We start from the raw sequence: 22,767 nt of genomic DNA on the forward strand, positions 1-22,767 counted from the left end.
ATCAAACCGGCCGGTAGTCCTCGTGGGCGATGGCTCGCCCCCAGACGGCTTCGAAGGCTGTGGCGCACAGGCGAACCACCGAAGGCTCGGCGGTGCGCTCCTCGTCGCCCTCCGGAGACAGCTCACCCTCGCCCGTGAAATGCAGGAAGAGCACGAGGCTGTTGTCGAACAGCCAGAAGTCGTTGCCGGGGAGCGCCAGGTCCGAGGCCCTGCGACGTGGCAGCCAACGAACCTGTTCGCCGGCTTCGACATTGCGCGGCGTCAGGTAGTGCTCGAAGCGGAGGTAGTCGCTCATCGGCTCGGAAAAGACCCGGGCCCGGCGCACCACCACCCCGCGGCTGGTGATCTCCTTCATCAGCGACAGCCAGGCCCGCGTCTCTGGATCGCACACCGGCGGAACACTGCCGGGATCCTGCGACCAGGAAACGAACTCGGAGTCCGAGCGCATGTAGCCGTCGCGCATTTCCAGGTGCACGGCGGAGTGCTTGGCCTGTCGGAACAGGTCCTCAAACGTCGTCTCCGCCACCGTTCACCTCCGGGAAGAACTCGACCATGTACGTGGGGATTTCAACGACCGTCTCGTGGTCCGGTAGGTCCATTTGCGACAGCCGCTCGTCGTCCAGGACCTTCAGGCCCTGGACCAAGTACCTGTCCCTGACGTCGTCGTAGTAGACGGTTGCGGACTTTCCCTCTTTGGATTGGGGGTCCTTGCCGAGCATATGCAATGACACAGTGTCCTCCTCGCTTGCGGAACGGGGCCTCTGCAACGGAGATTGCCCCCAACGCACCTGACGCCGCACGTGACTTGCAGGAACTTGCACCGATAGAGAGTGTTCGTCGTCGGCCACTGCTGCCGCCTGCGGTTGGCACGATGCCTGGAAGCCTCGGAGGAAGGGTTCGAACGTGAGCACAGAGTATGAGTTCCGTGGATGGGATGACCTTCTCCGCCATGGCGTGGGGCCGACGCAGCAAGCCTTCCTCGACCTGGTGCGCAGCACGAAGGACACGAAGAACTATTGCGCGAACGTGATCTGGGGGAATCTCCAGACTCCGGACTACGTGCGGGCGATGCTGCGGCTGGTGGCCGACTTCCACGGCACACCCGGCGACATTGAAGCCGGCGTGCAGGGCCGGACCGCACGAGCCGAACTTATCGGCGCAGAGGGACGTACCTACCACGTGATCCTCGCTCAAGCGGCCCTTCGCACGAACATCGGTGGGCGCGAGGTCATGAGGGGGCAGCTCGTCAGGCTTCTGGAATCGTACGAACTCCCAGGCTTGAAGCTCGGCGTCATCCCCGACCGGGCGGAGCAGCACGTCTACCCGGGCCACTCGTTCGGGATCTTCGATGGGAAGCGTGTGGAGATTGAGCTGTACGGGGGAGCTCCGACGCACACCGAACCGGATCAGGTCCGTGTCTACGAGGAAGCGTTCCGCCGTCTGGAGCGGTCCGCGGTCTATGGGGACGCGGCCAAGGCGCTGATTCGGCGCGAAATGGCGGCACTTGAAGGCCCGGAGTGACGATCTGACACCGCGCTGCTGCCGTCCTCCGCGCACAGCCTGCGCGCAGCGGCGATGCATACGGTCCTGCCCCGTACGCTGACAGTGACGAACTGTCCAGAAAGGGGCAAGGCCGTGACATCTGATGCTACGCCCGACCCGGTGGTCGAACCTGTCGTCTTTGGTCAGCGCATGCAGATCCTTCGGAACCGACGCGGTATGAGCCGGACCGTGCTCGCCGGGCTGTTGGGAAGGTCGCCGAGTTGGGTCAAACAAGTGGAGTGCGGACGACTCCAGATGCCCAAGCTCCCGGTGGTGTTGCGGATCGCCGAGGTCCTGCGCGTCGGGGACCTTGCTGATCTGACCGGTGACCAGTCCATGTCGGTCGCGATGTTCACCGGCCCGGGCCACCCGCGGCTGCCCCAGGTGCGGGCGGCTATCGACGCCTTCCCTCTGGCGTCGCGGCAGCCTGCGCCGAGCACCACGCACCTGCAGGAGCGTTTGGTGCGGGCCTGGCAGGCTCGGCATTCCGCGCCGAACCACCGCGATGTCGTCGGCGCCTTGCTTCCGGCGCTCATCCAGGACGCGCAACGCGCCGTCCTCCAGGCCGATTCGGGCCGTGAGCGCCGCACGGCTCAGGGGCTGCTCGCCGAGGTGTACGGCCTGAGCCAATTCTTTCTCGCGTACCAGCCGGACCCGGCGCTGCTGTGGCGGGCAGTGGAGCGCGGCATGGTCGCCGCGCAGGAGTCCGAGGACCCGCACGCCATCGGCGTAGCCGCCTGGCTGGCGACCCAGGCGCACCGCGACAGCGGGCACGCCCACTTCGATGCGGCGGATGCGGTGAATCTGGCGACATTGCGCTACTTGGAGCCGCTACTGCCGGATGCGGCACCAGACGTGCTCGCCATTACGGGGGCACTGCGGTTCGAGGCCGGCTACACCGCCGCCCGTCGCGGTGACACGGGCACGGCCTGGCGTTACTGGGACACCGCCCGAACCATCGCCGAACGGCTGGCTGACGACTACTACCATCCCGTGACGTCCTTCTCCCGCGCGGTCATGGGCGCACATGCCGTGACCATCGCGGTCGAGCTGCACTCGGGCTCAGAGAGCGTCCGGCAGGCAAGAGCCGCGGACGTCACTTCGGCCTTGCCCTCCCGCCCGCGCCGGGCTCGTCACCGCATCGAGGAGGCCCGCGGCTACCAACTCGACGGTCAGCCGGAGGCGGCCTTGGCCACGCTTGCCAAGGCGTACGAGGCGGCTCCGGAGACCATCCGCTACAACGGCTACGCCCGCCGCATCATCCTTGAGGAGTCCGAGTCCAAGAGTCCCGGACAGCGACGCAGGGCGAGCGAACTCGCAGTAAGAATCGGAACACTGGCTGTGTGAAGGGTGGGCACAAACTGTGCCCCCTCGCCGGCCGCAGACGCCATACGGTCGATCAGTACCTCACCACCGAGGACCCCCGCGACCGCTGCGAACGGCCCGGGGGCGTGGCCAACCTGAAGGAAGCAGGTCAACATGCCGCACTGTATCGCCCGTGTCTTCGAGCCGCTGTTGCGGCCGTTAGCGCCCGCCTCGGGACGACGGCGCCGGGTGGAGGTGGCCGGACGGTGAGCGAGGGGACGGAGCCCCGGCTGTTGCCGTGGGTGTCACCGGAGGGGAAGACGTGTTTCCTGTTGGGGGACGGGAAGGGGTTCGTGTCCCGGATGGCGGACCGGGTGGAGGCCGTTCAGTTGGAGATGGCGGGCGGGCTGGTCGCGCACGCGGACGGGATGCTCGGTGAGGCGAGGCTTTCGGAGGGGGAACTGCGTTTCTTGGCGCGGAATTTGACGCGTGCGCTGCGGGACGTCCGTCGGGTGGCGGTGAGTCGCGGCGCTCGGCTCGGCGAGTCGGGTGAGGTGCCCGGCTAGGAGCTCCCCCGATCGGGGTCGGCGGGTGTGGCTCGTCGGCCCGGTCCGTCCTGCGGGGAGCGTCCCGGGCGTCCCCCCTGAAGGGTGCCGCGCCGGGTGGCGTGGTGAGGGAGGTGGGCCCCGTCCGCCCCGGTGTCAGGGGCGGGCGGGGTCGCTGCGTTGTCCGCACCCTTGTCTGATGGGCCGTCAGGTATCACCATGTCCGCACTTCGCGCGGCACGCGGCGGCGTGGCGCAGGGACGGACAAGGGGTGCAGTCATGGTGCAAGTGCTGCCGCAGGGGCGGCTGGTGTACGGGATGCAGTTGCCGGTGCAGGCGCAGAGCACGCTCTTCGCGGAGGAGTGGGAGGCGGGCGGCGGGCCGGCGGACCTGGTGGCGGTGGCGCGGGCGGCGGACCGGGCCGGCTTCGCGTACGTGGCGTGCTGCGAGCACGTGGCGATTCCGCGGCGCCTGGCGGGGCCGATGGGGACCGTGTGGTACGACCCGGTGGCCACGCTCTCCTACCTGGCGGCCGTCACGGAGCGCGTGCGGCTGTTGAGCCACGTGGCGGTGGTCGGGCTGCGGCATCCGCTGCTCGGCGCCAAGCAGTACGCGACGGTGGACCGGCTGTCGGGTGGGCGGTTGATCCTCGGCGTCGGGGCCGGGCACGTGCGGGAGGAGTTCGAGGCGGTCGGGGTGGACTTCGCGCGGCGCGGGGCGGTGCTGGACGAGGCGATCGACGCGTTGAAGGCGGCGTTGGGGGAGGAGGAGTTCCCGGAGTTCAAGGGGGAGCGGTTCGCGTTCGCCGGGTTGGGGCAGGCGCCGCGGCCGGTGCAGGCGCCCCGGCCGCCGGTGTGGGTGGGCGGCTCGTCCCCGGCGGCGGTGCGGCGGGCCGCGGTGCGGGGTGACGGGTGGCTGCCGCAGGGGGACCGGCGGGAGCAGCTTCCGGGGCAGATCGCGAAGGTGCGGCGGCTGCGGGAGGCGGCGGGCGTCGACGAGCCGATCGAGATCGGGGCGATCGTGGAGCCGGTGTATGTGGGGGATGCCGGGTGGGACGTCGGGCGGCGGACGCTGGTCGGGGCGCCGGAGCGGATCGCCGCCTCGCTGCGGGAGTACGCGGCGATGGGGGTGCAGCAGCTCCAGGTGCGGTTCCGCAGCCGGGAACGGGCGGAGCTCGTCGAGCAGGTCACGGCCTTCGGGGCCGAGGTCGGGCCGCTGCTGAACGACTGAGCGGTCGGGCCGTTGGAGGCGCCGCGGCCGCCGGGGCCGTTGGCGCTGCGGCCGGGCGGGTTCACGGGAGCCCGGGGCGCCGCGATCCGTACGCACACCACAGGAGCGTGGGCATGGGCAAGCTCGACGGCAGGGTCGTCGTCATCACCGGGGCGGCGCGCGGACAGGGGGAGCACGAGGCGCGGCTCTTCGTGACGGAGGGGGCGCGGGTGGTGCTCGGTGACGTGCTGGACGAACGGGGGGACGCGCTCGCCGCGGAGTTGGGGCCGGAGCGGGCGCGGTTCGTGCATCTGGACGTGGCGGTGGAGGAGGACTGGTCGGCGTTGGTCGACGCCGCCGAGGAGGCGTTCGGGAAGATCGACGGGCTGGTGAACAACGCCGGCATCCTGCGGTTCAACGCGCTGGTGGACACCCCGTTGGAGGAGTTCCAGCAGGTGGTGTCGGTCAACCAGACGGGCTGCTTCCTGGGGATGCGGGCGGTGGCGCCGCGGATCGCGGCGGCCGGCGGCGGGACGATCGTCAACACCGCCTCGTACGCGGGGGTGACCGGGATGGCGTTCGTCGGGGCGTACGCCGCCACCAAGCACGCGGTGGTGGGGCTGACCCGGGTCGCCGCGCTGGAGCTGGCGGCGCAGGGGATCCGGGTGAACGCGGTCTGTCCGGGGGCGGTGGACACGCCGATGACGAACCCGGCGGCGCTGGACCCGTCGGCGGACCCGGCGCGGAGCGCGCGGGCCGTGGACGAGCTGTACCGGAAGCTGGTGCCGCTGGGGCGGATCGGGCGACCGGAGGAGGTGGCGCGGCTGGCGCTGTTCCTGACGACGGAGGACTCGTCGTACATCACGGGGCAGCCGTTCGTGATCGACGGGGGGTGGCTGGCGGGGGTGAGTCCGTTCTGAGGGGCGTCCGGGACCGTTCCGCGGGCGAGGGCCGGGCGAGGGCCGGGCGAGGCGCGGGCAGGGGCCCGGCGCCCATAACTGATGCGCCGTCAGGTTTGCGGGTTGCGGGTATTGACGGGCCCCGGTGCCACTGGAACAGTCGGGGAAAGCCAATCTGATGGTACGTCAGAAATAGCCGCAGCAGCGGATAAGGGACGGTGAACCCCCTTGGAATTCGGGCTCTTTGTGCAGGGCTACGTGCCCGCCGCGCGAGCGCAGGCCGACCCGGAGGCCGAGCACCACGCACTGATGGAGGAGACCGAGTACGTCATCCAGGCGGACAAGTCCGGCTTCAAGTACGCCTGGGCCTCCGAGCACCACTTCCTGGAGGAGTACTCCCACCTCTCCGCCAACGACGTCTACCTCGGCTACCTCGCGCACGCGACCGACCGGATCCACCTCGGCTCCGGCATCTTCAACCCGCTCGCCCCGGTCAACCACCCGGTGAAGGTCGCCGAGAAGGTCGCCATGCTCGACCACCTCTCCGCCGGCCGCTTCGAATTCGGCTCCGGCCGCGGCGCCGGCAGCCACGAGATCCTGGGGTTCCTGCCGGGCATCACCGACATGAACCACACCAAGGAGATCTGGGAAGAGACCATCGCGGAATTCCCCAAGATGTGGCTCCAGGACGAGTACCAGGGGTTCCAGGGCAAGCACTGGCAGCTGCCGCCGCGCAAGGTCCTGCCCAAGCCGTACCGCGGCTCCCACCCCGCCATGTGGTACGCCGCCGGATCGCCGGCCTCGTACGCGATGGCCGGCAAGAAGGGACTCGGCGTCCTCGGCTTCAGCGTGCAGAAGGTCGCCGACATGGAATGGGTCGTCGAGTCGTACAAGAACGCGGTCAAGGACGCCGAACCCGTCGGCGACTTCGTCAACGACAACGTGATGGTGACGTCGACCGCCATCTGCGCCGAGACCCACCAAAAGGCCGTCCAGATCGCCCTCGGCGGCGGCCTCAACTACCTCCAGTCGCTGCTCTTCCGCTACCACGACACCTTCCCGCGCCCGGACGGCATCCCCGAGTGGCCCGAACTGCTCCCGGACTACACCGAGGAGATCATCGAGCTGCTGATCGCCGAGGAACTGATGATCTGCGGCGACCCCGACGAGGTACTGCGCCAGTGCAAGCGCTGGGAACAGGCCGGCGCCGACCAACTCTCCTTCGGACTGCCGATCGGCGTCTCCCGCGAGGACACCCTGAACAGCATCAAGCTGATCGGCGAGCACGTCATCCCGAAGATCGACACCGATCCGGTGCACCGGACCACCCGCTTCCGGCAGGCGGCCGGGACGACGGGCTGAGCCCGCCCGGCCCCGCACCCGCCCGTCCCGCACGCGCCCGCACCCCAGGAAGGACGCACGCCATGCTCGACCACCTCATCCAGTCCGCGACCGTCGTGGACGGCACGGGCGCGCCGGCCTTCGCGGCCGACGTCGGCATCCGGGACGGGCGGATCGCGGTGATCGCCCGGCCGGGCACCGTCACCGAGGACGCCCGGACCACCGAGGACGCGGCGGGACTCGTCCTCGCCCCCGGCTTCATCGACCCGCACACCCACTACGACGCCCAGCTCTTCTGGGACCCGTACGCCACCCCGTCCCTCAACCACGGCGTGACCACCGTCGCCGGCGGCAACTGCGGCTTCACCCTCGCCCCGCTCCACCCCGACCGGCCCGAGGACGCCGACTACACCCGGCGGATGATGAGCAAGGTCGAAGGCATGGCGCTGGTCGCACTGGAACAGGGCACGCCCTGGAACTGGCACACGTTCGGCGAGTACCTCGACGCACTGGAGGGCCGGATCGCGGTCAACGCCGGCTTCATGGTCGGGCACTGCGCACTGCGCCGCCACGTGATGGGCCCGGACGCCGTCGGCGGACAACCCACCGAAGCCCAACTCGACGCCATGCTCACGCTGTTCCACGACGCGATGGCCGCCGGCGCCTGGGGTCTGTCCACCACCCAGTCCTCCAGCCACTCGGACGGCGACGGCGCACCCGTCGCCTCCCGGCACGCCCGCCCCGACGAACTGCTCGCGCTCTCCCGCGCCGTCGCCGCCCACGAAGGCACCCAACTGGAGGCCATCGTCGCGGGCTGCCTGGACCAGTTCGCCGACGACGAGATCGACCTGCTGGTGGAGATGTCGGCGGCGGCCGGCCGCCCACTCAACTGGAACGTGCTCACCATCGACGCCGCGGTCCCCGAACGCGTGCCCCGCCAACTCCTCGCCAGCGAACGGGCCCGCAGGGCCGGCGGCCGCATCGTGGCCCTGACCATGCCGATCCTCACCCCGATGAACATGTCGCTGGGCACCTTCTGCGCCCTCAACCTCATCCCGGGCTGGGGAGACGTCCTCGGCCTCCCCGTGCCCGAGCGGATCGCCCGGCTCCGCGACGCCGACGTCCGGACCGAGATGCTGCGCCGCGCCCACAGCAAGGAGGCCGGCGTCTTCCGCCGGCTGACCGACTTCGCGCGGTACGTCATCGGGGACACCTACTCGGCGGCCAACGAAGGACTGTCCGGGCGGGTGGTGCGCGACATCGCCGCCGAACGCGGCCAGGAGCCCTTCCACTGCCTCGTCGAGATCTGCGCCAACGACGCCCTGCGCACCGTCCTCTGGCCGATGCCGACCGACAACGACCCGGACAGCTGGGCACTGCGGCAGCAGACCTGGCAGCACGCGGACGTCATGCTGGGAGGCTCCGACGCCGGCGCCCACCTGGACCGGATGTGCGGCGCCCCGTACACCACCCGCTTCCTCGGCGACTGCCTGCGCGGACGCAAGCTCGTCGGGCTGGAAGCGGCGGTGCGGATGCTGACCGACGACCCGGCGCAGCTGTTCGGACTGCGCGACCGGGGCCGGATCGCCGAGGGCCACCACGCCGACCTGGTCCTCTTCGACCCCGAACGGATCGACGCCGGGCCCGCCACCCTGGTGCACGACCTGCCGGGGGACAGCCCGCGGCTGGACTCCCGCGCGATCGGCGTGGTCAGCGTGCGCGTCAACGGGGTGGAGACGATCCGGGACGACGTGGTGACCGGCGCGGTGCCCGGAACCGTACTGCGCTCCGGGCGGGACACGAGGACGGTGAGCACCAGGTGAGCACGGACCGGAACCCGGCCGCACAGCGGCTCTACATCGGCGGGGAGTGGGTGGCGCCCGACGGCGGCCACTACGACGTGATCAACCCGGCGACCGAGGAGGTCGTCGGGGCGGCCCCGGAGGCGAGCCGGGCACAGGTGGCGGCCGCGGTGGACGCGGCCCGGGACGCCTTCGACGGCTGGTCGCGGACCGCGCCCGAGGAACGCGCGGCCGTCCTGGACCGCGCCGCGCGGGTGATCCGCCGGGAGGCCGCCGGCTACGCGGAACTCGCGCAGGCGGAGAGCGGTGCGACGACCGCGACGGCCCGGGCCCTCCAGGTCGGGGTGTCCGCGGCCCGCTTCGAGCGCTACGCCCGCGGCGCCCTGGAACCGGTGGAGACCGCGGTGCCGCCGCAGATCAACGCGGCCGGGCCGATGGGCGGCGGGGGCGTCTTCGGGGCGGTCGCGGTGCGTCGCCCGGTGGGCGTCGTCACCTGCATCACCTCGTACAACAACCCATGGGCCAATCCGGCGGGGAAGGTCGCGCCGGCGCTGGCGATGGGCAACACGGTGGTGGTCAAGCCGGCCCCGCAGGACCCGCTGTCGGTGTACCGGATGGCCGAGGCGCTGGCGGAGGCCGGGGCCCCGCCGGGCGTGGTCAACGTCGTCAGCGGGGCGCGGCCGGAGGTCGGCGAGGCGGCGGTGGCGGCCGCGGGCGTGGACATGGTCAGCTTCACCGGCTCCACCGCGGTCGGCCAGCGGATCGCCGAGGAGTGCGGCCGCGGAATGAAGCGGCAGCTGATGGAGCTGGGCGGCAAGGGCGCGGCGCTGGTCTTCGACGACGCCGACCTGGCCTCCGCGGTGTCCGGGATCGGCACCACGTTCTCCTTCTACAGCGGTCAGATCTGCACCGCGCCGACCCGGGTGCTGGCCCAGCGCGGGATCTACGAGCGGCTGGTGGCCGGCCTGGCGCGATACGCGGAGCACCTGAGCGTCGGCGATCCGCGGGAGCCGGGCACGGTGGTCGGTCCGGTGATCTCCGCCGCCCACCGGGACCGCATCGAGGCGTACGTCGCACTGGCGGTGAAGGAGGGGGCCCGCCTGGTGACCGGGGGCGAGCGGCCGGCGCCGGCGCGCGGCTTCTACGTGGCGCCGACGCTCTTCGCCGACTGCACCCCCGTGATGCGGGCGGTCCGCGAGGAGATCTTCGGGCCGGTGGTGACGGTGGTGCCCTTCGACGACGAGGAGGAGGGCGTCGCGCTGGCCAACGACAGTGACTACGGGCTGCTGGACTACGTGTGGTCCGGCGACGTGGCCCGGGCCTTCCGGGTGGCGGGGCGGCTGCGGGCCGGCGGGGTCGGCATCAACACGGTCGGTCGGAACATGGAGGCGCCGTTCGGCGGCTTCAAACGCAGCGGGGTGGGCCGCGACGTGGGTTCGTACGCCCTGCACGCCTACAGCGAGCTCCAGGCGATCGTCTGGCCGGGGTGAGGCGGGGTGAGGCGGGGAGATAGGGGGCCGACGGTGCGGACGGGGGAATGCGGACGGGAGAAGGGGGGCCGACGGTGCGGACGCGCGAGGTGTTCGCATGGCGGGAATGTGACGTTCGAAATCCGGACGGGAAAATTTAGAACCGGGGTAAAACGGACAGTGCTGCGGTTCTCGCAATGCGGAAGACTTCAGTCGTGCCCGTGAAGTCCAAGGTTCAACTCAATTTTTTCTTGTGAATGGGTGCCCTCTGCATCAAATTTTCCTGCGGAGTGAAGAGTGGCGCCCCGGAGGATGATCTTCCGGATACGAAAACAGCAGCGCTTAACGTCCTGTTCATGGTTCAGGTTGACCCCCGGCCCCAGACCGGAGACACGGTAACGAGCGTCATGGCTACCGGCAGTAACAGCCAGGGCGGCTCCGGTGACACCCGGAGCAAGGGCCTCAGCGGCAACTCCGTCGGCCTGCTCGGCAGCGCAGTGATCGGCATCTCCACCGTCGCACCCGTCTACTGCCTCACCTCCACGCTCGGCCCCACGGTCGGCGAGGTCGGCGTGCAGATGCCCGCCGTCTTCCTGGCCGGCTTCCTGCCGATGCTGCTGGTCGCCTTCGCCTACCGCGAGTTGAACAAGGCCGTCCCCGACTGCGGAACCTCCTTCACCTGGACCGTCAAGGCATTCGGGCCGCGGGTCGGCTGGATGTGCGGCTGGGGCCTGGTGATCGCGACGATCATCGTGCTCTCCAACCTCGCCGGCGTCGCCACCTCGTTCTTCTACCTGCTGCTCGGCGAACTCACCGGCTCACCCACCATCGCCGCCCTGGACCACAACCGGATCGCCCACGTCCTGACGTGCCTGGCCTTCATCGCCGTCGCCACCGCCATCAGCTACCGCGGAATGACCGCGACCAAGGGCATCCAGTACACCCTCGTCGGCCTCCAACTCGCCGTCCTCGCCGTCTTCGTGGCGATGGCCGTCGTCAAGGCCCGCTCCGGTGACTTCGCCGGCTCCCTGCACTTCTCCTGGACCTGGCTCGACCCCTTCGCGGTCAAGTCCTTCTCCTCCTTCACCGCCGGACTCTCCCTTTCCATCTTCATGTTCTGGGGCTGGGACACCTGCCTGACCGTGAACGAGGAGACCGCCGGCAGCGAGAAGACGCCCGGCCGCGCCGCCCTGCTCGCGATGCTCGTGCTGATCGGCTCCTACCTGCTCACCGCCGTGGGCTCCCAGATGTTCGCCGGCGTCGGCGGCAAGGGCCTGGGCCTCGGCAACCCGCACACCGCCGACAACGTCTTCGCCACCCTCGCCAACCCCGTCATGGGCACCGCACTCGGCGTACTGCTCTTCGTCGCGGTCCTCGCCTCGGCCGCCGCCAGCCTCCAGACCACCTTCATCCCGGTGGCCCGGACCGTCCTGGCGATGAGCACCTACGAAGCGCTGCCGGCCTCCTTCGCCAAGATCCACCCGCGCTTCCGCTCCCCGGGCAAGGCCACCATCGCCGCCGGCGCCGCCACCGGCGTCTTCTACGCCGTGATGAGCTTCATCAGCGAGAACGTGCTGATCGACACCATCTACGCGCTGGGCCTCATGATCTGCTTCTACTACTCGATCACGGCCTTCGCCTGCGCCTGGTACTTCCGCCGCGACCTGCGCAACTCCGTCCGCGACCTCTTCCTCAAGGGCGTCTTCCCGCTGCTCGGCGGGCTGCTGCTGGCCGCGGTCTTCACCAAGACGCTGATCGACATGTGGAACCCCGCCTACGGATCGGGCAGTTCGGTCTTCGGCATCGGCTCGGTGTTCATCATCGGCGTCGGCCTGCTGCTCCTCGGCGTCGTGCTCATGCTCGTCATGCAGCGCCGCAGCCCGGCCTTCTTCCGCGGCGAGATCCTCACCCGCGCCACGCCGGCGCTGGTGGTGGAGGAGTAGGGGAGTGGTGGCCTGGGGGGCTTTCCCCCCGCCCTCACCCCACCCCACCCCACCCCACCCCACCCCACCCCATGCCGCTTCGGCGCTACCGCTGCCCCAGGAAGATCGGGTTGGTGAGCGCTGCCATCGGGCCCGGGAGGTCCGCCGCCGTTGACGGGTGGCGGACCTCGACGCGTATGTAGGCGGCGTTGTCCGGTGTGGTCGGCCAGGTGAGCGTGCCGGTGCCGGACGGTGGGAGCGGCGCGGTGTGCCGGCGGCCCTGGTCGGTGACGAAGGAGACCGTGCAGCCGGGCGCCCCGGAGACGGCCAGCCGGGCGGTGACCGCTGCCGGGCCGGGCAGTGCCAGGCGCTCGCCGATCCCGGCGTGCTCGCCGCGCGGGCCGGTGGCGGTGAACGCGAGGTCGATCCCGGCGGATTCGGCGATCCACGCCCGGCCCGCCCGGATGCCGTCCAGCAGGGCCCGGCGGGAGAGGTCGTCGGCCAGGACGACGGTCTGCGGCAGGCCGACCACGTCCGGGTCGCGGTGGGCGTCGCTGTGCCCGACGGCGGGCAGCCAGGCGGCGCCGTCCCGGACGTGCGCGACCAGGGCGTTGTCCCACGCGGCGAGGGTGATCTCGTCGTCGGGGCCGTACGGGCCGTTCCACACCTCGACCGCGTCGGCGTCGTCGAGCCCGAACTTCCAGCCGCAGCCGACGCAGGTGGCGTGCGGATGGGCCGGGATGACCAGGCCGCCGGCGCGGTGGATGGCCCGGGCGTACCGGCCGAAGGCGCCGTCCCGGGCCCGGTAGCGCCAGTCGATGAAGACGCCGGGGTCGGTGCCCATCGCCACCACGTGGCCGTTGCGAGTGGTGACCTCCTCGCCGGTGAGGATCAGCAGGTCCTCACCCCACAGCCCCTCCCAGGCGCGGTGACTGGAGGTCGTGTTGTGCTCGGTGGTGGTGATGAAGTCGAGCCCGGCGGCCCGGGCGAGTGCCGCGATGCGGGCCGGGGTGCGCTTGCCGTCGGAGTGCACGGAGTGCAGGTGGCTGTCGCCGCGGTACCAGGCGCGGCCGCGGCCCCGGGCCCGCTCCGGCGGGTGGACGGGCGGCGGGGTCGTCCCCGGTGGGCCGTGCCGCAGGGTGACGGTGACCTCGTAGGCCAGGCCCTGGGGGGCGACGGTGTACGGGCCGAGGGCGATGTGCCAGGTGCCGGCGTTGACGGGGCCCGGGAGGTAGCCGGGGGTGGCGTCGTCGGCGCGCAGGAAGAACTCCGAGCGGGCCCCGCCCGACCAGCCGCGGAAGCCGGCGCCGCCCGGTGCCGTGCCGCGCTCGTCGAAGATGCCGATGTCGCAGGCGTTGCCCGCGGTGCCGTCGGGGACCGGTGGTTTGTCGTAGCGGTACGCGACGGCGATCTCCCGGACGCCGTGCGGGACGTCGACGGGGAGGTAGACGTAGTCGGGTGCGCCGACGGGGAGCCGGCCGGTGACCGTGCGCCGCTGCTCGGCCGGCCCGTCCGGGGGTGGTCCGGTGGTCGGTGCCGCCTCGGCGAAGCTCAGCCGGCCGAGCGGCAGCGTGCCGGCCGCGCCGGTGGCCGCCGAAAGCCTCAGTACGTCGCGTCGCTCCATCTTCGCCCCCTTTGCGTCGTCGGGATTCGTCGTGCGTCGTCGGTGTGCGGTGCGCCGCGGGTCGTGGGCCGCGGGTCGTGCTGCGCTCGGGCCGGTCGGCGGTGGCGTGCCGGCCCGTGCCGGTGCCGATGCCGGTGCCGTGCCGTCTCCGCGTCGTTGCGCGCTGTGAAAACTGTTCTACGCGTGTGTGACACGCGGGGAAAGCCCTGTGGATAACTCGCGGGCGGTGCGGCAACATGCGGTCACTCCACCCACCCGGCCGGCGTCCGCGACGGCCCGCCCGGCCGCCCACCCGTTCGTTCCGGCACGTTCGACCACGCGGCCCCTTCCCGATCACGACCCCTTCCCGATCACGACCCACTCCCGACCGCTCACCACCCCCGACCACCCGACGCGGAGGCACCCAGCATGCGGATCGCGACCACGCTGTTCCTGACCGACGAGACGATCCGGCCGACCCGGCTGGCCCAGGAGTTGGAGCAGCGCGGCTTCGACGGGCTGTACCTGCCCGAACACACCCACATCCCGGCATCCCGGGACACCCCGGCCCCGATGGGCGAGCCGCTGCCCCGGGAGTACGGCCGCACCCTCGACGCGTTCATCGCCCTCGGTCAGGCCGCCGCGGTCACCGAGCGGCTGCGCCTGGGCACCGGCATCACGCTCGTCGCCCAGCACGACCCGGTCGACCTGGCCAAGCAGGTCGCGACGCTGGACCACCTCTCCGGCGGTCGTTTCACCCTCGGCGTCGGCTACGGCTGGAACGTGGAGGAAGCGGCCGACCACGGGGTGGAGTGGTCGACCCGGCGGGCCCTGGTGCGCGACCGGCTGGCGTTGATGCGCGCCCTGTGGGCCGAGGAACCGACCGCCTACGAGGGCCCCTTCGGCTCGGTCCGGGCCTCGTTCGCCCACCCCAAGCCGGTCCGTGGCGCGCCGCGCGTCCTGTTGGGCGGCGCGGCCGGGCCCAAGCTCCTGGCGGAGATCGCGGCCACCGCGGACGGCTGGCTGCCGATCGGTGGCGGCGGGCTGTCCGAGAGCCTCCCGGCGCTGCGGCGCGCCTGGGCGGACGCCGGCCGGGTGGGCGAGCCGGCGGTGGTGCCGTACGCGGTCCGGCCCACGCCGGGGAAGTTGGCGCACTTCCGGGAGCTGGGCGTGCCGGAGGTGGTCCTCCAACTGCCGGCGGCGGGCGAGGCGGAGGTGCTGCGGACCCTGGACGACTTCGCGCAGTACCTGTGACCTGGCGGGGCCCGTGCGCCCTGGCCTGACCCATCGGGCACGCCCTAGGCCCAGCGGCCTACGGCGTCGTGCCGGTGGAGCGGTACCTCAGACCGATCCGCCCCGTTGGCGCCGGGCGTAACGTCGGAAGGGAAGGCACCAGGGACCACCTCCCCGAAGGAGTTCAGCCGAACTCTCGGAGATGAAGGAGACGCCATGCCCAGCCTCGACCACACGATCGTGCACAGCAAGGACCGCTTCGCCTCGGCCCGTTTCCTCGCCGACCTGTTGGACGCCCCCGAACCCAAGGCGTTCGGCCCGTTCGCCGCGTTGAGGATGGACAACGGGGTGACCCTCGACTACGCCGAGCATGTTGCCGGCGGCCGGGAATTCGTCGCCACGCACTACGCGTTCTTGGTGACGGAGGAGGAGTTCGACGGGATCCTGGCCCGCATACAGAAGCGTGACCTGCCGTATTGGGCGGACCCGAGGCACTCCAGGCCGCAGCAGATCAACCACCACGACGGTGGTCGGGGCGTGTACGTCGACGACCCCGACGGCCACGCCATGGAGTTCCTGACCCGGACCTACTCCGAGGAACTGCTGAACTCGCTCTGAGCGTGGTGGTGCCCGCCGCTGGTCCGGCCCGGCCGGACCAGCCGTCGGCGTGCCGTGGGCATCGTGGCGGTGTCGCCCCACCCGACCGGAGATGCCCTCCGTTTAACGTGATCAGCAGCACACGGATCGCTCCGCTTCCGGCGGCGGAGATGTCGGTCCTCGCTCGTATGCTCGGGGCATGACTTCCAGCGCGCAGGGATCTGACCAGGGCTCTCACCAGGGATCTGACCAGGTGTCGGACGAGGCCGACCGCAGCGCCGCGCCCCCGCGGCCGACGGCCAACGCGATGCGCCGGGCGCTCAAGCGGGCCCGGGACGGGGTGGCCTTGGACGTCACCGAGGCCGCCGTGCTCCTCCAGGCGCGCGGCGAGGACCTGGAGGACCTGTGCGCCTCCGCGGCGCGGGTCCGCGACGCCGGCCTGGAGGCCGCCGGCCGCCCCGGCGTCATCACGTACTCCAAGAGCGTCTTCATCCCCTTGACGCGCCTGTGCCGCGACAAGTGCCACTACTGCACCTTCGTCACCGTCCCCGGCAAGCTCCGCCGCGCCGGCCACGGGATGTTCATGTCCCCGGACGAGGTGTTGGAGATCGCCCGCCGCGGCGCCGAACTCGGCTGCAAGGAAGCCCTGATCACCCTCGGGGACAAGCCGGAGGAGCGCTGGCCCGAGGCGCGCGAGTGGCTGGAGGCCGAGGGGTACGACGACACCCTCGCCTACGTCCGGGCCATCGCCATCCGCATCCTGGAGGAGACCGGGCTGCTGCCCCACCTCAACCCCGGCGTGCTGTCGTGGACGGACTTCCAGCGCCTCAAGCCCGTCGCCCCGTCGATGGGCATGATGCTGGAGACCACCGCCGAGCGCCTGTGGAGCGAGCCCGGCGGCCCCCACTACGGTTCACCGGACAAGGAGCCCGCGGTGCGGCTGCGCGTCCTGGAGGACGCCGGGCGCAGCTCCGTCCCGTTCACCAGCGGCCTGCTGATCGGCATCGGGGAGAGCTACGAGGAGCGCGCCGACTCGCTGTTCGCGCTGCGCCGCGTCTCCCGCGCCTACCACGGCGTGCAGGAGCTGATCCTGCAGAACTTCCGCGCCAAGCCGGACACCGCGATGCGCGGCATGCCCGACGCCGAACTCGACGAACTCGTCGCCACGGTCGCCGTCGCCCGGCACCTCATGGGTCCGTCCGCCTGCCTCCAGGCGCCGCCCAACCTCGTCGACGAGGAGTACGGCCGGCTGATCCGGGCCGGCATCGACGACTGGGGCGGCGTCTCCCCGCTCACCCCGGACCACGTCAACCCCGAGCGGCCCTGGCCCCAGATCGACACCCTCGCCGAGCACTCCGCGGCCGAGGGCTTCCAACTGCACGAACGCCTCGCGGTCTACCCGGAGTTCGTCCGGCGCGGCGAGCCCTGGCTGGACCCGCGGCTGCTGCCGCACGTCACGGCCCTCGCCGACCCGGCCACCGGCCTGGCCCGCGAGGACGCCGTGGTGACCGGCCGCCCCTGGCAGGAGCCCGACGAGGGGTTCGTCGCCACCGGCCGAACGGACCTGCACCGCACCATCGACACCGAGGGCCGCACGGCGGACCGCCGGGACGACTTCGACGAGGTGTACGGCGACTGGGCGGAGCTGCGCGAGGCCGCCGCGCCCGGCATGGTGCCCTCCCGCCTGGACGCCGACGTCCGCCAGGCCCTCTCCCAGGCCGCCGACGACCCCACCGGGCTCACCGACGACGAGGCGCTCGCGCTGCTGCACGCCGACGGTCCGGCGCTGGACGCGCTCTGCCGGATCGCCGACGACCTGCGCCGCGCCACGGTGGGCGACGCCGTCACCTACATCGTCACCCGGAACATCAACTTCACCAACGTCTGCTACACCGGCTGCCGGTTCTGCGCCTTCGCCCAGCGCCGCACGGACGCCGACGCCTACACCCTCTCCCTCTCCCAGGTCGCCGACCGCGCCCAACAGGCGTGGGACGTGGGCGCGGTGGAGGTCTGCATGCAGGGCGGCATCCACCCCGACCTGCCCGGCACCGCCTACTTCGACATCGCCCGCGCGGTGAAGGAGCGGGTCCCCGGCATGCACGTGCACGCCTTCTCCCCGATGGAGGTGGTCAACGGGGCGACCCGCACCGGCCTGTCCATCCGGGAGTGGCTGACCGAGGCCAAGGCCGCCGGCCTGGACACCCTCCCCGGCACCGCCGCGGAGATCCTCGACGACGAGGTCCGCTGGATCCTCACCAAGGGCAAACTCCCCACCGCCACCTGGGTCGAGGTCATCAAGACCGCGCACGAGCTGGGCATCCGCACCTCCTCGACGATGATGTACGGCCACGTGGACCAGCCCCGGCACTGGCTCGGCCACCTCCGGCTGCTCGCCGAGATCCAGCGGTCCGCGGTGGCCAAGGGCGTCGAGGGCTTCACCGAGTTCGTCACGCTGCCGTTCATCCACACCAACGCGCCCGTCTACCTCGCCGGCATCGCCCGCCCCGGCCCCACCACCCGTGACAACCGCGCGGTGACGGCGATGGCCCGGATCCTGCTCCACCCGCACATTCCCAACATCCAGACGAGCTGGGTGAAACTGGGCACCGAGGGCGCCGCGGAGATGCTCCGCTCCGGCGCCAACGACCTCGGCGGCACGCTGATGGAGGAGACCATCTCCCGGATGGCCGGTTCGAGTTACGGCTCCTACCGTTCCCTCCAGGACCTGGTCGGCATCGCCGAGCTCGCCGGCCGCCCGGCCCGCCCCCGCACCACCACCTACGGCAACGTCCCCGCCGAGCGCCAGGCCACCGCGCTGGCGTCCGACGGCCACCTGCCGGAGCTGCTGCCGGTGGTGGAGTAGCCGCCCGCACGGGGTGCCGGCCCGGCCGGGCGGGGGAGCGTCCCGCCCGGCCGGGCCGGCACCCGTCACTCCCCGCTGTGCTCCGCCTCGTGCTGGAGGATGCACTGCTGCCACTGCGACAGCGCCTCCTCGCGGTCGCCACCGGCGTCCTGGGCGGCGACGATCAGGGCGTCGGCGGCCATGGCGGCCAGCCGCACCGCGACGTGGCACACGTCGCGCTGGGGGAGCGGTCGGAGGAGTTCCACCGCGCCGTCGCTGTCGCCGGACAGGGCCGAGGCGACGACGGCCATCGTGGTGCGATCCCACTCGTACTCGGACATGGGAAGAGCATGCCCAGCGGGTGACAGCGCCATCATCGAACGGGCGGTCGGAAAGGGAACCCGCCGGCCGGCCGACCGCGCCCCACCACCCCGGCCGGGTCCGGGCGGCCGGCGCCGCGCCCGGTGCCTCAGAGCAGTTGGCGGACCGGCTCCCCCGCCAGGTAGGCCGCGATGTCCGCCACGGCCTCGCGGAAGTAGCCCTCGTAGTTCCGCCGGGTGACGTAGCCGAGGTGGGGCAGGGCGAGGACGTTCGGGAGGGTGCGCAGCGCGGCGTCCGCGGGCAGCGGCTCCTGCTCGTAGACGTCCAGGCCGGCGCCGGCGATCCAGTTCTCGTCGAGGGCCCGCAGCAGCGCGGCCTGGTCGACGAGACCGGCCCGCGAGGTGTTCACCAGGTAGGCGGTGGGGCGCATCCGGCGCAGTTCCGGGGCGCCGAGCAGCCCGCGGGTGCGGTCGCTGAGGACCAGGTGCACGGAGACGAAGTCGCTGCCCTCCAACAGCTCCTCCTTGCTGGCGGCGGCCCGCACGCCCACCTCCGCGGCCCGCCGGGCGGTCAGGTTCGGGCTCCAGGCCACCACGTCCATCCCGAAGGCCAGGCCGACCCGCGCCACCCGGCTGCCGATCCGTCCGAGGCCGACGAGGCCCAGCGTTTGGCCGTGCAGGTCCGCGCCGACGGTGCTCTGCCAGGGCCCGCCGGTCCGCATCGCGGTGCTCTCGGCGACCACGTTGCGGGCCAGGCCCAGCAGCAGCGCCCAGGTCAGTTCGACGGGCGGTTCGCCGTTGCTGGCGGTGCCGCAGACCGTGACGCCGTGCCGGGCGGCCGCCGCCAGGTCGATCGAGGCGTTCCGCATCCCCGACGTGACCAGCAGCCGCAGCCGCGGCAGCCGCGCCAGCAGCGAGGCCGGGAACGGCGTCCGCTCGCGCATCGCGACCACGATCTCGCAGTCGCCGATCGCCTCGACCACCTCGTCCTCGGAGCGCAGCGGCGTGCGCAGCGCCCGAACGTCGACGGTGCCGGCGCCGGCGTCGGCCAGCGCGGACCAGTCGGCCAGGGTGAGCGCCACGCCCTGGTAGTCGTCGAGCACGGTGCAGCGCAGGGCCGCGGACCGGCCGGTGCCCGGCTCGGGCGCGGTGGCGGACGCAGTCATGGGGCCTCCCGGGGCGGTGACGGGCGGCGGACCGTCCCACCCGTCAGATCACGATACGAACCTGATACAAACCCGGCCCGGTTTCGATCATTCCCGGTCGATACAGTGCTTCGCCAGGGGCCTCCGCACGGCCCCGGGACCGGGCGGACGAGCGGAGCGAGGTGTCGGCATGAGCGCAGCGGCAGGAGGCAGCGCCATCTGGGGCCGCGCCGAGCAGCAGGACTTCCGCAGCCGGGTGCGCGGCTGCCTGCTGGGCGGCGCGATCGGTGACGCGCTCGGCGCCGCCGTCGAGTTCGACTCGCTGGACGCGATCCGCGAGGCGCACGGCCAGGACGGTGTGACCGACCTCGTCCCCGCCTTCGGGCGGCGCGGCGCGGTCACCGACGACACCCAGATGACCCTCTTCACCATGGACGGCCTGATCCGCGCCCAGGTACGCCGCGACACCGGCGCCTGGCACCCGCCCACCGACGTCCACCGCGCCTACCTCCGCTGGGCCGCCACCCAGCGCGACTGGGGCCCCGACGAGCGCAAGGACGACGACGGCTGGCTGGCCCGCGAGGAGTGGCTCTACGCCCGCCGGGCCCCCGGTCGGGCCTGCCTGAGCGGCCTCGGCGACGAGGTCATGGGCACCCTCGACCAGCCGAAGAACCCCGACTCCAAGGGCTGCGGCGCGGTGATGCGCTCCGCGCCGTTCGGCCTGCTCGTCGGATGGGAGCCGCAACTGGTCTTCCAGCTCGCCGTCGAATGCGCGGCGCAGACCCACGGCCACCCCACCGGCTACCTCGCGGCCGGCGCGTTCGCCGTGATCAGCCACTCGTTGGCGCGCGGCGAGGACCTGGACGGCGCGGTCCAAAAGGCCCTGGCCCACCTCGCCACCCGCCCCGGCCACGAGGAGACCACCGACGCGCTCAAGCGGGCCCTGGGCGCCGTGCGGCAGGGCATGCCGACGCCCGCCCGGGTCGAGTCGCTCGGTGAAGGCTGGACCGCCGAGGAGGCCCTGTCGATCGGGGTGTACTGCGCCCTGGTCGCCGAGGACGTCCGGCACGGCCTGCTGCTCGCCGTCAACCACGGCGGCGACAGCGACTCCACCGGCGCCGTCTGCGGCAACCTCCTCGGCGCCCTGCACGGCGAGACGGCACTGCCCCCCAACTGGCTGGTCGAGTTGGAGGGCCGCGCCACCATCCTGCAACTCGCCGACGACTTCGCCATGGAGATGACCCAGGGCCCCGCCCTGCACGGCCCGGCGGGCTCCGCCGCCGGCTGGCTGGCCCGCTACCCCCGCGCCTGACCCGCCGCCCCGCAGGTCAGGCCCCGTCCGGCAGCGCCGCGGGCCGGGCCGACCCGTCCTCGGCGTCCTCGGCGTCCCCGTCGTCTCCGTCGTCTCCGTCGTTGATGCGCGCCAACAGCGCGTCGCGCGCCGCGCTCGGCTCCGGCCGCACCAGCCCGAGCAGCACGAACAGCACCAGCGACGTCGCCACCGGCGCCACGATCTGCACCTGCAACTGGACGCCGGCCAGGCCGTAGTTGGTCAGCCAGAACGCGACCAGGCCGGCCGCCCAGGACACCAGCGCCGCCGTCGGCCCGGACCGGCGGAAGAGCGGCACCATCCCCAGCAGGAACGGAATGGACACCGGCCCGACCAGCCCGGCCACCCACTTGATGACCACGGTGATGATGTCCTTGAACGCCGGCGAGTCGACCTGCGTCGCGATCGCCATCGACAGCGCCAGGAAGCACACCGTCGACAGCCGCGCCGCCACCAGCCCGGCCCGGTGCGACCAGGCCCGGGCCCGTGCCGACACCGCCGGCGCGATGTCCCGGGTGAAGACCGCGGCGATCGCGTTGGCGTCCGAGGAGCACATGGCCATCGTGTGGGAGAAGAAGCCGACCACGACGAGCCCCAACAGGCCGTGCGGTAAGAGCCGTTCGGACAACAGCGCGTAGGCGTCCGAGGCGTCCGGCTTGCCGCTCGTCACCAACAGCGGCGCCGCCCACATCGGGAAGAACAGCACGACCGGCCACACGAACCACAGCGCCGCCGACAGCAGCGCCGACCGCCGCGCCTCCCGGGCGGTGCGGGTGGCCATGTAGCGCTGGGCCTGGTTCCACATACCGCCGCTGTACTCGAAGGTCTTGATGAAGAGGTAGGCCAGCAGGAAGGTCACGGTGTACGGGCCGGCGGTCGGCTGGGCGTGGCCGGCCGGCAGCCGGTCCCACAGCGTCCACAGTCCGCTGACGCCGCCCAGCTCCCCCAGCACCGTCACCACCATCGCCACCCCGGCCAGCAGTTGGATGACGAACTGGCCCAGCTCGGTCAGCGCGTCCGCCCACAGCCCGCCGACCGTGCAGTAGATCCCGGTGATCACTCCGGTGAGGAGGATGCCCTGGTTGAGGGAGATGCCGGTGAAGACCGTCAACAGGGTCGCGATCGCCGCCCACTTGGCGCCCACGTCCACGATCTTCAGCAGCACCCCGGACCAGGCGAGCGCCTGCTGCGTGGACAGGTTGTAGCGGTCCTTGAGGTACTCCAGCGGCGACGCGACCCCCAGGCGGGACCGCAGCCGGTTCAGCCGGCCGGCGAACAGCCGGGCCCCGATGGCGATCCCGACGGCGATCGGGAAGGACCAGGTGACGTAGGAGGTGATGCCGTACTGGTAGGCGATGCCCGCGTACCCGGTGAACATCACCGCGCTGTAGCCGGACATGTGGTGCGAGATGCCCGACAGCCACCACGGCATCCGGCCGCCGGCGGTGAAGAAGTCGCTGACGTCCGCGACCCGCCGGTGCGACCACGCCCCGATCGCGACCATCACGCCGAAGTAGCCGATGAGCACGGCCCAGTCGAGACTGTTCATGCCCCCTCCAGGGGTCCGCCTTGTGAACGTTCCGGATGTGGAAGCACGTCGTCGTGATGCGGTCCTGCGGCGCCAACTCCCCGCCCGACAGCGGGAACTTTGGGGATTGAACCG

The 22,767-nt window shown here is 71.8% G+C and carries 19 protein-coding genes; 13 read left to right on the forward strand and 6 right to left on the reverse strand.

Annotated elements, in window-relative coordinates; all coding sequences use genetic code 11:
* Position 1: 1 nt before the first annotated feature.
* Positions 2 to 526 carry a DUF6879 family protein gene (locus ACLJT4_RS08020; RefSeq protein ID WP_411121587.1) on the reverse strand — a complete coding sequence of 175 codons (525 nt, stop codon included), beginning with the start codon at positions 524 to 526 and terminating at the stop codon, positions 2 to 4.
* Positions 507 to 719 (reverse strand): hypothetical protein, encoded by a 213-nt coding sequence (locus tag ACLJT4_RS08025; RefSeq protein WP_411121588.1) that lies wholly within the window; start codon positions 717 to 719, stop codon positions 507 to 509. The genes ACLJT4_RS08020 and ACLJT4_RS08025 overlap by 20 nt, the downstream gene beginning before the upstream one ends.
* Before the next feature lie 184 nt (positions 720 to 903).
* Here ACLJT4_RS08025 and ACLJT4_RS08030 point away from each other — a divergent pair, with 184 nt between their 5' ends.
* From ACLJT4_RS08030 to ACLJT4_RS08070, 9 genes are all read left to right on the forward strand, one after another.
* Positions 904 to 1,521, forward strand: coding sequence for a DUF5753 domain-containing protein (locus tag ACLJT4_RS08030; protein ID WP_411121589.1), 618 nt, complete (start codon positions 904 to 906; stop codon positions 1,519 to 1,521).
* A gap of 171 nt (positions 1,522 to 1,692) precedes the next feature.
* Positions 1,693 to 2,889 carry a helix-turn-helix domain-containing protein gene (locus ACLJT4_RS08035; protein WP_411121700.1) on the forward strand — a complete coding sequence of 399 codons (1,197 nt, stop codon included), beginning with the start codon at positions 1,693 to 1,695 and terminating at the stop codon, positions 2,887 to 2,889.
* Between the two features lie 224 nt (positions 2,890 to 3,113).
* Positions 3,114 to 3,413, forward strand: a complete 300-nt coding sequence (locus tag ACLJT4_RS08040; RefSeq protein WP_411121590.1) for a hypothetical protein — start codon at positions 3,114 to 3,116, stop codon at positions 3,411 to 3,413.
* A 258-nt stretch (positions 3,414 to 3,671) separates the two neighbouring features.
* Entirely contained in the window at positions 3,672 to 4,622 is a 951-nt protein-coding gene (locus ACLJT4_RS08045) for a TIGR03619 family F420-dependent LLM class oxidoreductase (protein ID WP_411121591.1), read from the forward strand.
* 113 nt (positions 4,623 to 4,735) lie between these two features.
* A complete protein-coding gene (locus ACLJT4_RS08050) occupies positions 4,736 to 5,521 on the forward strand; it encodes an SDR family NAD(P)-dependent oxidoreductase (protein WP_411121592.1) in 786 nt (261 codons plus the stop codon).
* A gap of 207 nt (positions 5,522 to 5,728) precedes the next feature.
* A complete protein-coding gene (locus ACLJT4_RS08055; RefSeq protein ID WP_411121593.1) occupies positions 5,729 to 6,862 on the forward strand; it encodes an LLM class flavin-dependent oxidoreductase in 1,134 nt (377 codons plus the stop codon).
* Between the two features lie 62 nt (positions 6,863 to 6,924).
* Positions 6,925 to 8,664 carry an N-acyl-D-amino-acid deacylase family protein gene (locus tag ACLJT4_RS08060; protein ID WP_411121594.1) on the forward strand — a complete coding sequence of 580 codons (1,740 nt, stop codon included), beginning with the start codon at positions 6,925 to 6,927 and terminating at the stop codon, positions 8,662 to 8,664.
* The gene (locus tag ACLJT4_RS08065) at positions 8,661 to 10,133 is read left to right on the forward strand and encodes an aldehyde dehydrogenase family protein (protein WP_411121595.1); all 1,473 of its coding nucleotides are present in this window, start codon (positions 8,661 to 8,663) and stop codon (positions 10,131 to 10,133) included. Before ACLJT4_RS08060 ends, ACLJT4_RS08065 begins: the two co-directional genes overlap by 4 nt.
* Positions 10,134 to 10,468: 335 nt before the next feature.
* Entirely contained in the window at positions 10,469 to 12,055 is a 1,587-nt protein-coding gene (locus ACLJT4_RS08070) for an APC family permease (RefSeq protein ID WP_411121596.1), read from the forward strand.
* 85 nt (positions 12,056 to 12,140) lie between these two features.
* Here ACLJT4_RS08070 and ACLJT4_RS08075 read toward each other — a convergent pair whose 3' ends face one another.
* Positions 12,141 to 13,658 (reverse strand): CehA/McbA family metallohydrolase, encoded by a 1,518-nt coding sequence (locus ACLJT4_RS08075; protein ID WP_411121597.1) that lies wholly within the window; start codon positions 13,656 to 13,658, stop codon positions 12,141 to 12,143.
* A gap of 408 nt (positions 13,659 to 14,066) precedes the next feature.
* Here ACLJT4_RS08075 and ACLJT4_RS08080 point away from each other — a divergent pair, with 408 nt between their 5' ends.
* The 3 genes from ACLJT4_RS08080 (at position 14,067) to ACLJT4_RS08090 (ending at position 18,330) form a co-directional block, all read left to right on the forward strand.
* Complete coding sequence (locus ACLJT4_RS08080; RefSeq protein ID WP_411121598.1) at positions 14,067 to 14,891, forward strand: TIGR03619 family F420-dependent LLM class oxidoreductase; 825 nt, start codon at positions 14,067 to 14,069, stop codon at positions 14,889 to 14,891.
* A gap of 195 nt (positions 14,892 to 15,086) precedes the next feature.
* Complete coding sequence (locus tag ACLJT4_RS08085) at positions 15,087 to 15,488, forward strand: VOC family protein (RefSeq protein WP_016571191.1); 402 nt, start codon at positions 15,087 to 15,089, stop codon at positions 15,486 to 15,488.
* Positions 15,489 to 15,666: 178 nt separating this feature from the next.
* Complete coding sequence (locus tag ACLJT4_RS08090) at positions 15,667 to 18,330, forward strand: bifunctional FO biosynthesis protein CofGH (protein ID WP_411121599.1); 2,664 nt, start codon at positions 15,667 to 15,669, stop codon at positions 18,328 to 18,330.
* A 65-nt stretch (positions 18,331 to 18,395) separates the two neighbouring features.
* On the opposite strand, the gene ACLJT4_RS08095 is transcribed toward ACLJT4_RS08090, so the two are convergent.
* On the reverse strand, positions 18,396 to 18,650 hold the full coding sequence (locus ACLJT4_RS08095) for a hypothetical protein (RefSeq protein ID WP_018538657.1): 255 nt from the start codon (positions 18,648 to 18,650) through the stop codon (positions 18,396 to 18,398).
* Positions 18,651 to 18,778: 128 nt separating this feature from the next.
* Positions 18,779 to 19,795, reverse strand: a complete 1,017-nt coding sequence (locus ACLJT4_RS08100; RefSeq protein ID WP_411121600.1) for a D-2-hydroxyacid dehydrogenase family protein — start codon at positions 19,793 to 19,795, stop codon at positions 18,779 to 18,781.
* Positions 19,796 to 19,964: 169 nt separating this feature from the next.
* On the opposite strand from ACLJT4_RS08100, the gene ACLJT4_RS08105 reads away from it, so the two are divergent.
* Positions 19,965 to 21,086, forward strand: coding sequence for an ADP-ribosylglycohydrolase family protein (locus tag ACLJT4_RS08105; protein WP_020929842.1), 1,122 nt, complete (start codon positions 19,965 to 19,967; stop codon positions 21,084 to 21,086).
* 16 nt (positions 21,087 to 21,102) lie between these two features.
* Here the strand turns inward: ACLJT4_RS08105 and ACLJT4_RS08110 are convergent, their stop codons facing one another.
* Positions 21,103 to 22,653 (reverse strand): sodium:solute symporter family protein, encoded by a 1,551-nt coding sequence (locus ACLJT4_RS08110; protein ID WP_411121601.1) that lies wholly within the window; start codon positions 22,651 to 22,653, stop codon positions 21,103 to 21,105.
* Positions 22,654 to 22,767: the final 114 nt, after the last annotated feature.

Source organism: Streptomyces sp. x-19, assembly GCF_046549115.1.
Taxonomy (GTDB): domain Bacteria; phylum Actinomycetota; class Actinomycetes; order Streptomycetales; family Streptomycetaceae; genus Streptomyces; species Streptomyces albulus_C.

Bases quoted from the DNA above. Each gene is read 5' to 3' on its own strand.
- ACLJT4_RS08025 (WP_411121588.1), bottom strand. From the start codon at position 719: ATGCTCGGCAAGGACCCCCAATCCAAAGAGGGAAAGTCCGCAACCGTC.
- ACLJT4_RS08035 (WP_411121700.1), top strand. From the start codon at position 1,693: ATGCAGATCCTTCGGAACCGACGCGGTATGAGCCGGACCGTGCTCGCC.
- ACLJT4_RS08045 (WP_411121591.1), top strand. From the start codon at position 3,672: ATGGTGCAAGTGCTGCCGCAGGGGCGGCTGGTGTACGGGATGCAGTTG.
- ACLJT4_RS08050 (WP_411121592.1), top strand. From the start codon at position 4,736: ATGGGCAAGCTCGACGGCAGGGTCGTCGTCATCACCGGGGCGGCGCGC.
- ACLJT4_RS08060 (WP_411121594.1), top strand. From the start codon at position 6,925: ATGCTCGACCACCTCATCCAGTCCGCGACCGTCGTGGACGGCACGGGC.
- ACLJT4_RS08070 (WP_411121596.1), top strand. From the start codon at position 10,469: ATGGTTCAGGTTGACCCCCGGCCCCAGACCGGAGACACGGTAACGAGC.
- ACLJT4_RS08075 (WP_411121597.1), bottom strand. From the start codon at position 13,658: ATGGAGCGACGCGACGTACTGAGGCTTTCGGCGGCCACCGGCGCGGCC.
- ACLJT4_RS08080 (WP_411121598.1), top strand. From the start codon at position 14,067: ATGCGGATCGCGACCACGCTGTTCCTGACCGACGAGACGATCCGGCCG.
- ACLJT4_RS08085 (WP_016571191.1), top strand. From the start codon at position 15,087: ATGCCCAGCCTCGACCACACGATCGTGCACAGCAAGGACCGCTTCGCC.
- ACLJT4_RS08090 (WP_411121599.1), top strand. From the start codon at position 15,667: ATGACTTCCAGCGCGCAGGGATCTGACCAGGGCTCTCACCAGGGATCT.
- ACLJT4_RS08095 (WP_018538657.1), bottom strand. From the start codon at position 18,650: ATGTCCGAGTACGAGTGGGATCGCACCACGATGGCCGTCGTCGCCTCG.
- ACLJT4_RS08100 (WP_411121600.1), bottom strand. From the start codon at position 19,795: ATGACTGCGTCCGCCACCGCGCCCGAGCCGGGCACCGGCCGGTCCGCG.
- ACLJT4_RS08105 (WP_020929842.1), top strand. From the start codon at position 19,965: ATGAGCGCAGCGGCAGGAGGCAGCGCCATCTGGGGCCGCGCCGAGCAG.
- ACLJT4_RS08110 (WP_411121601.1), bottom strand. From the start codon at position 22,653: ATGAACAGTCTCGACTGGGCCGTGCTCATCGGCTACTTCGGCGTGATG.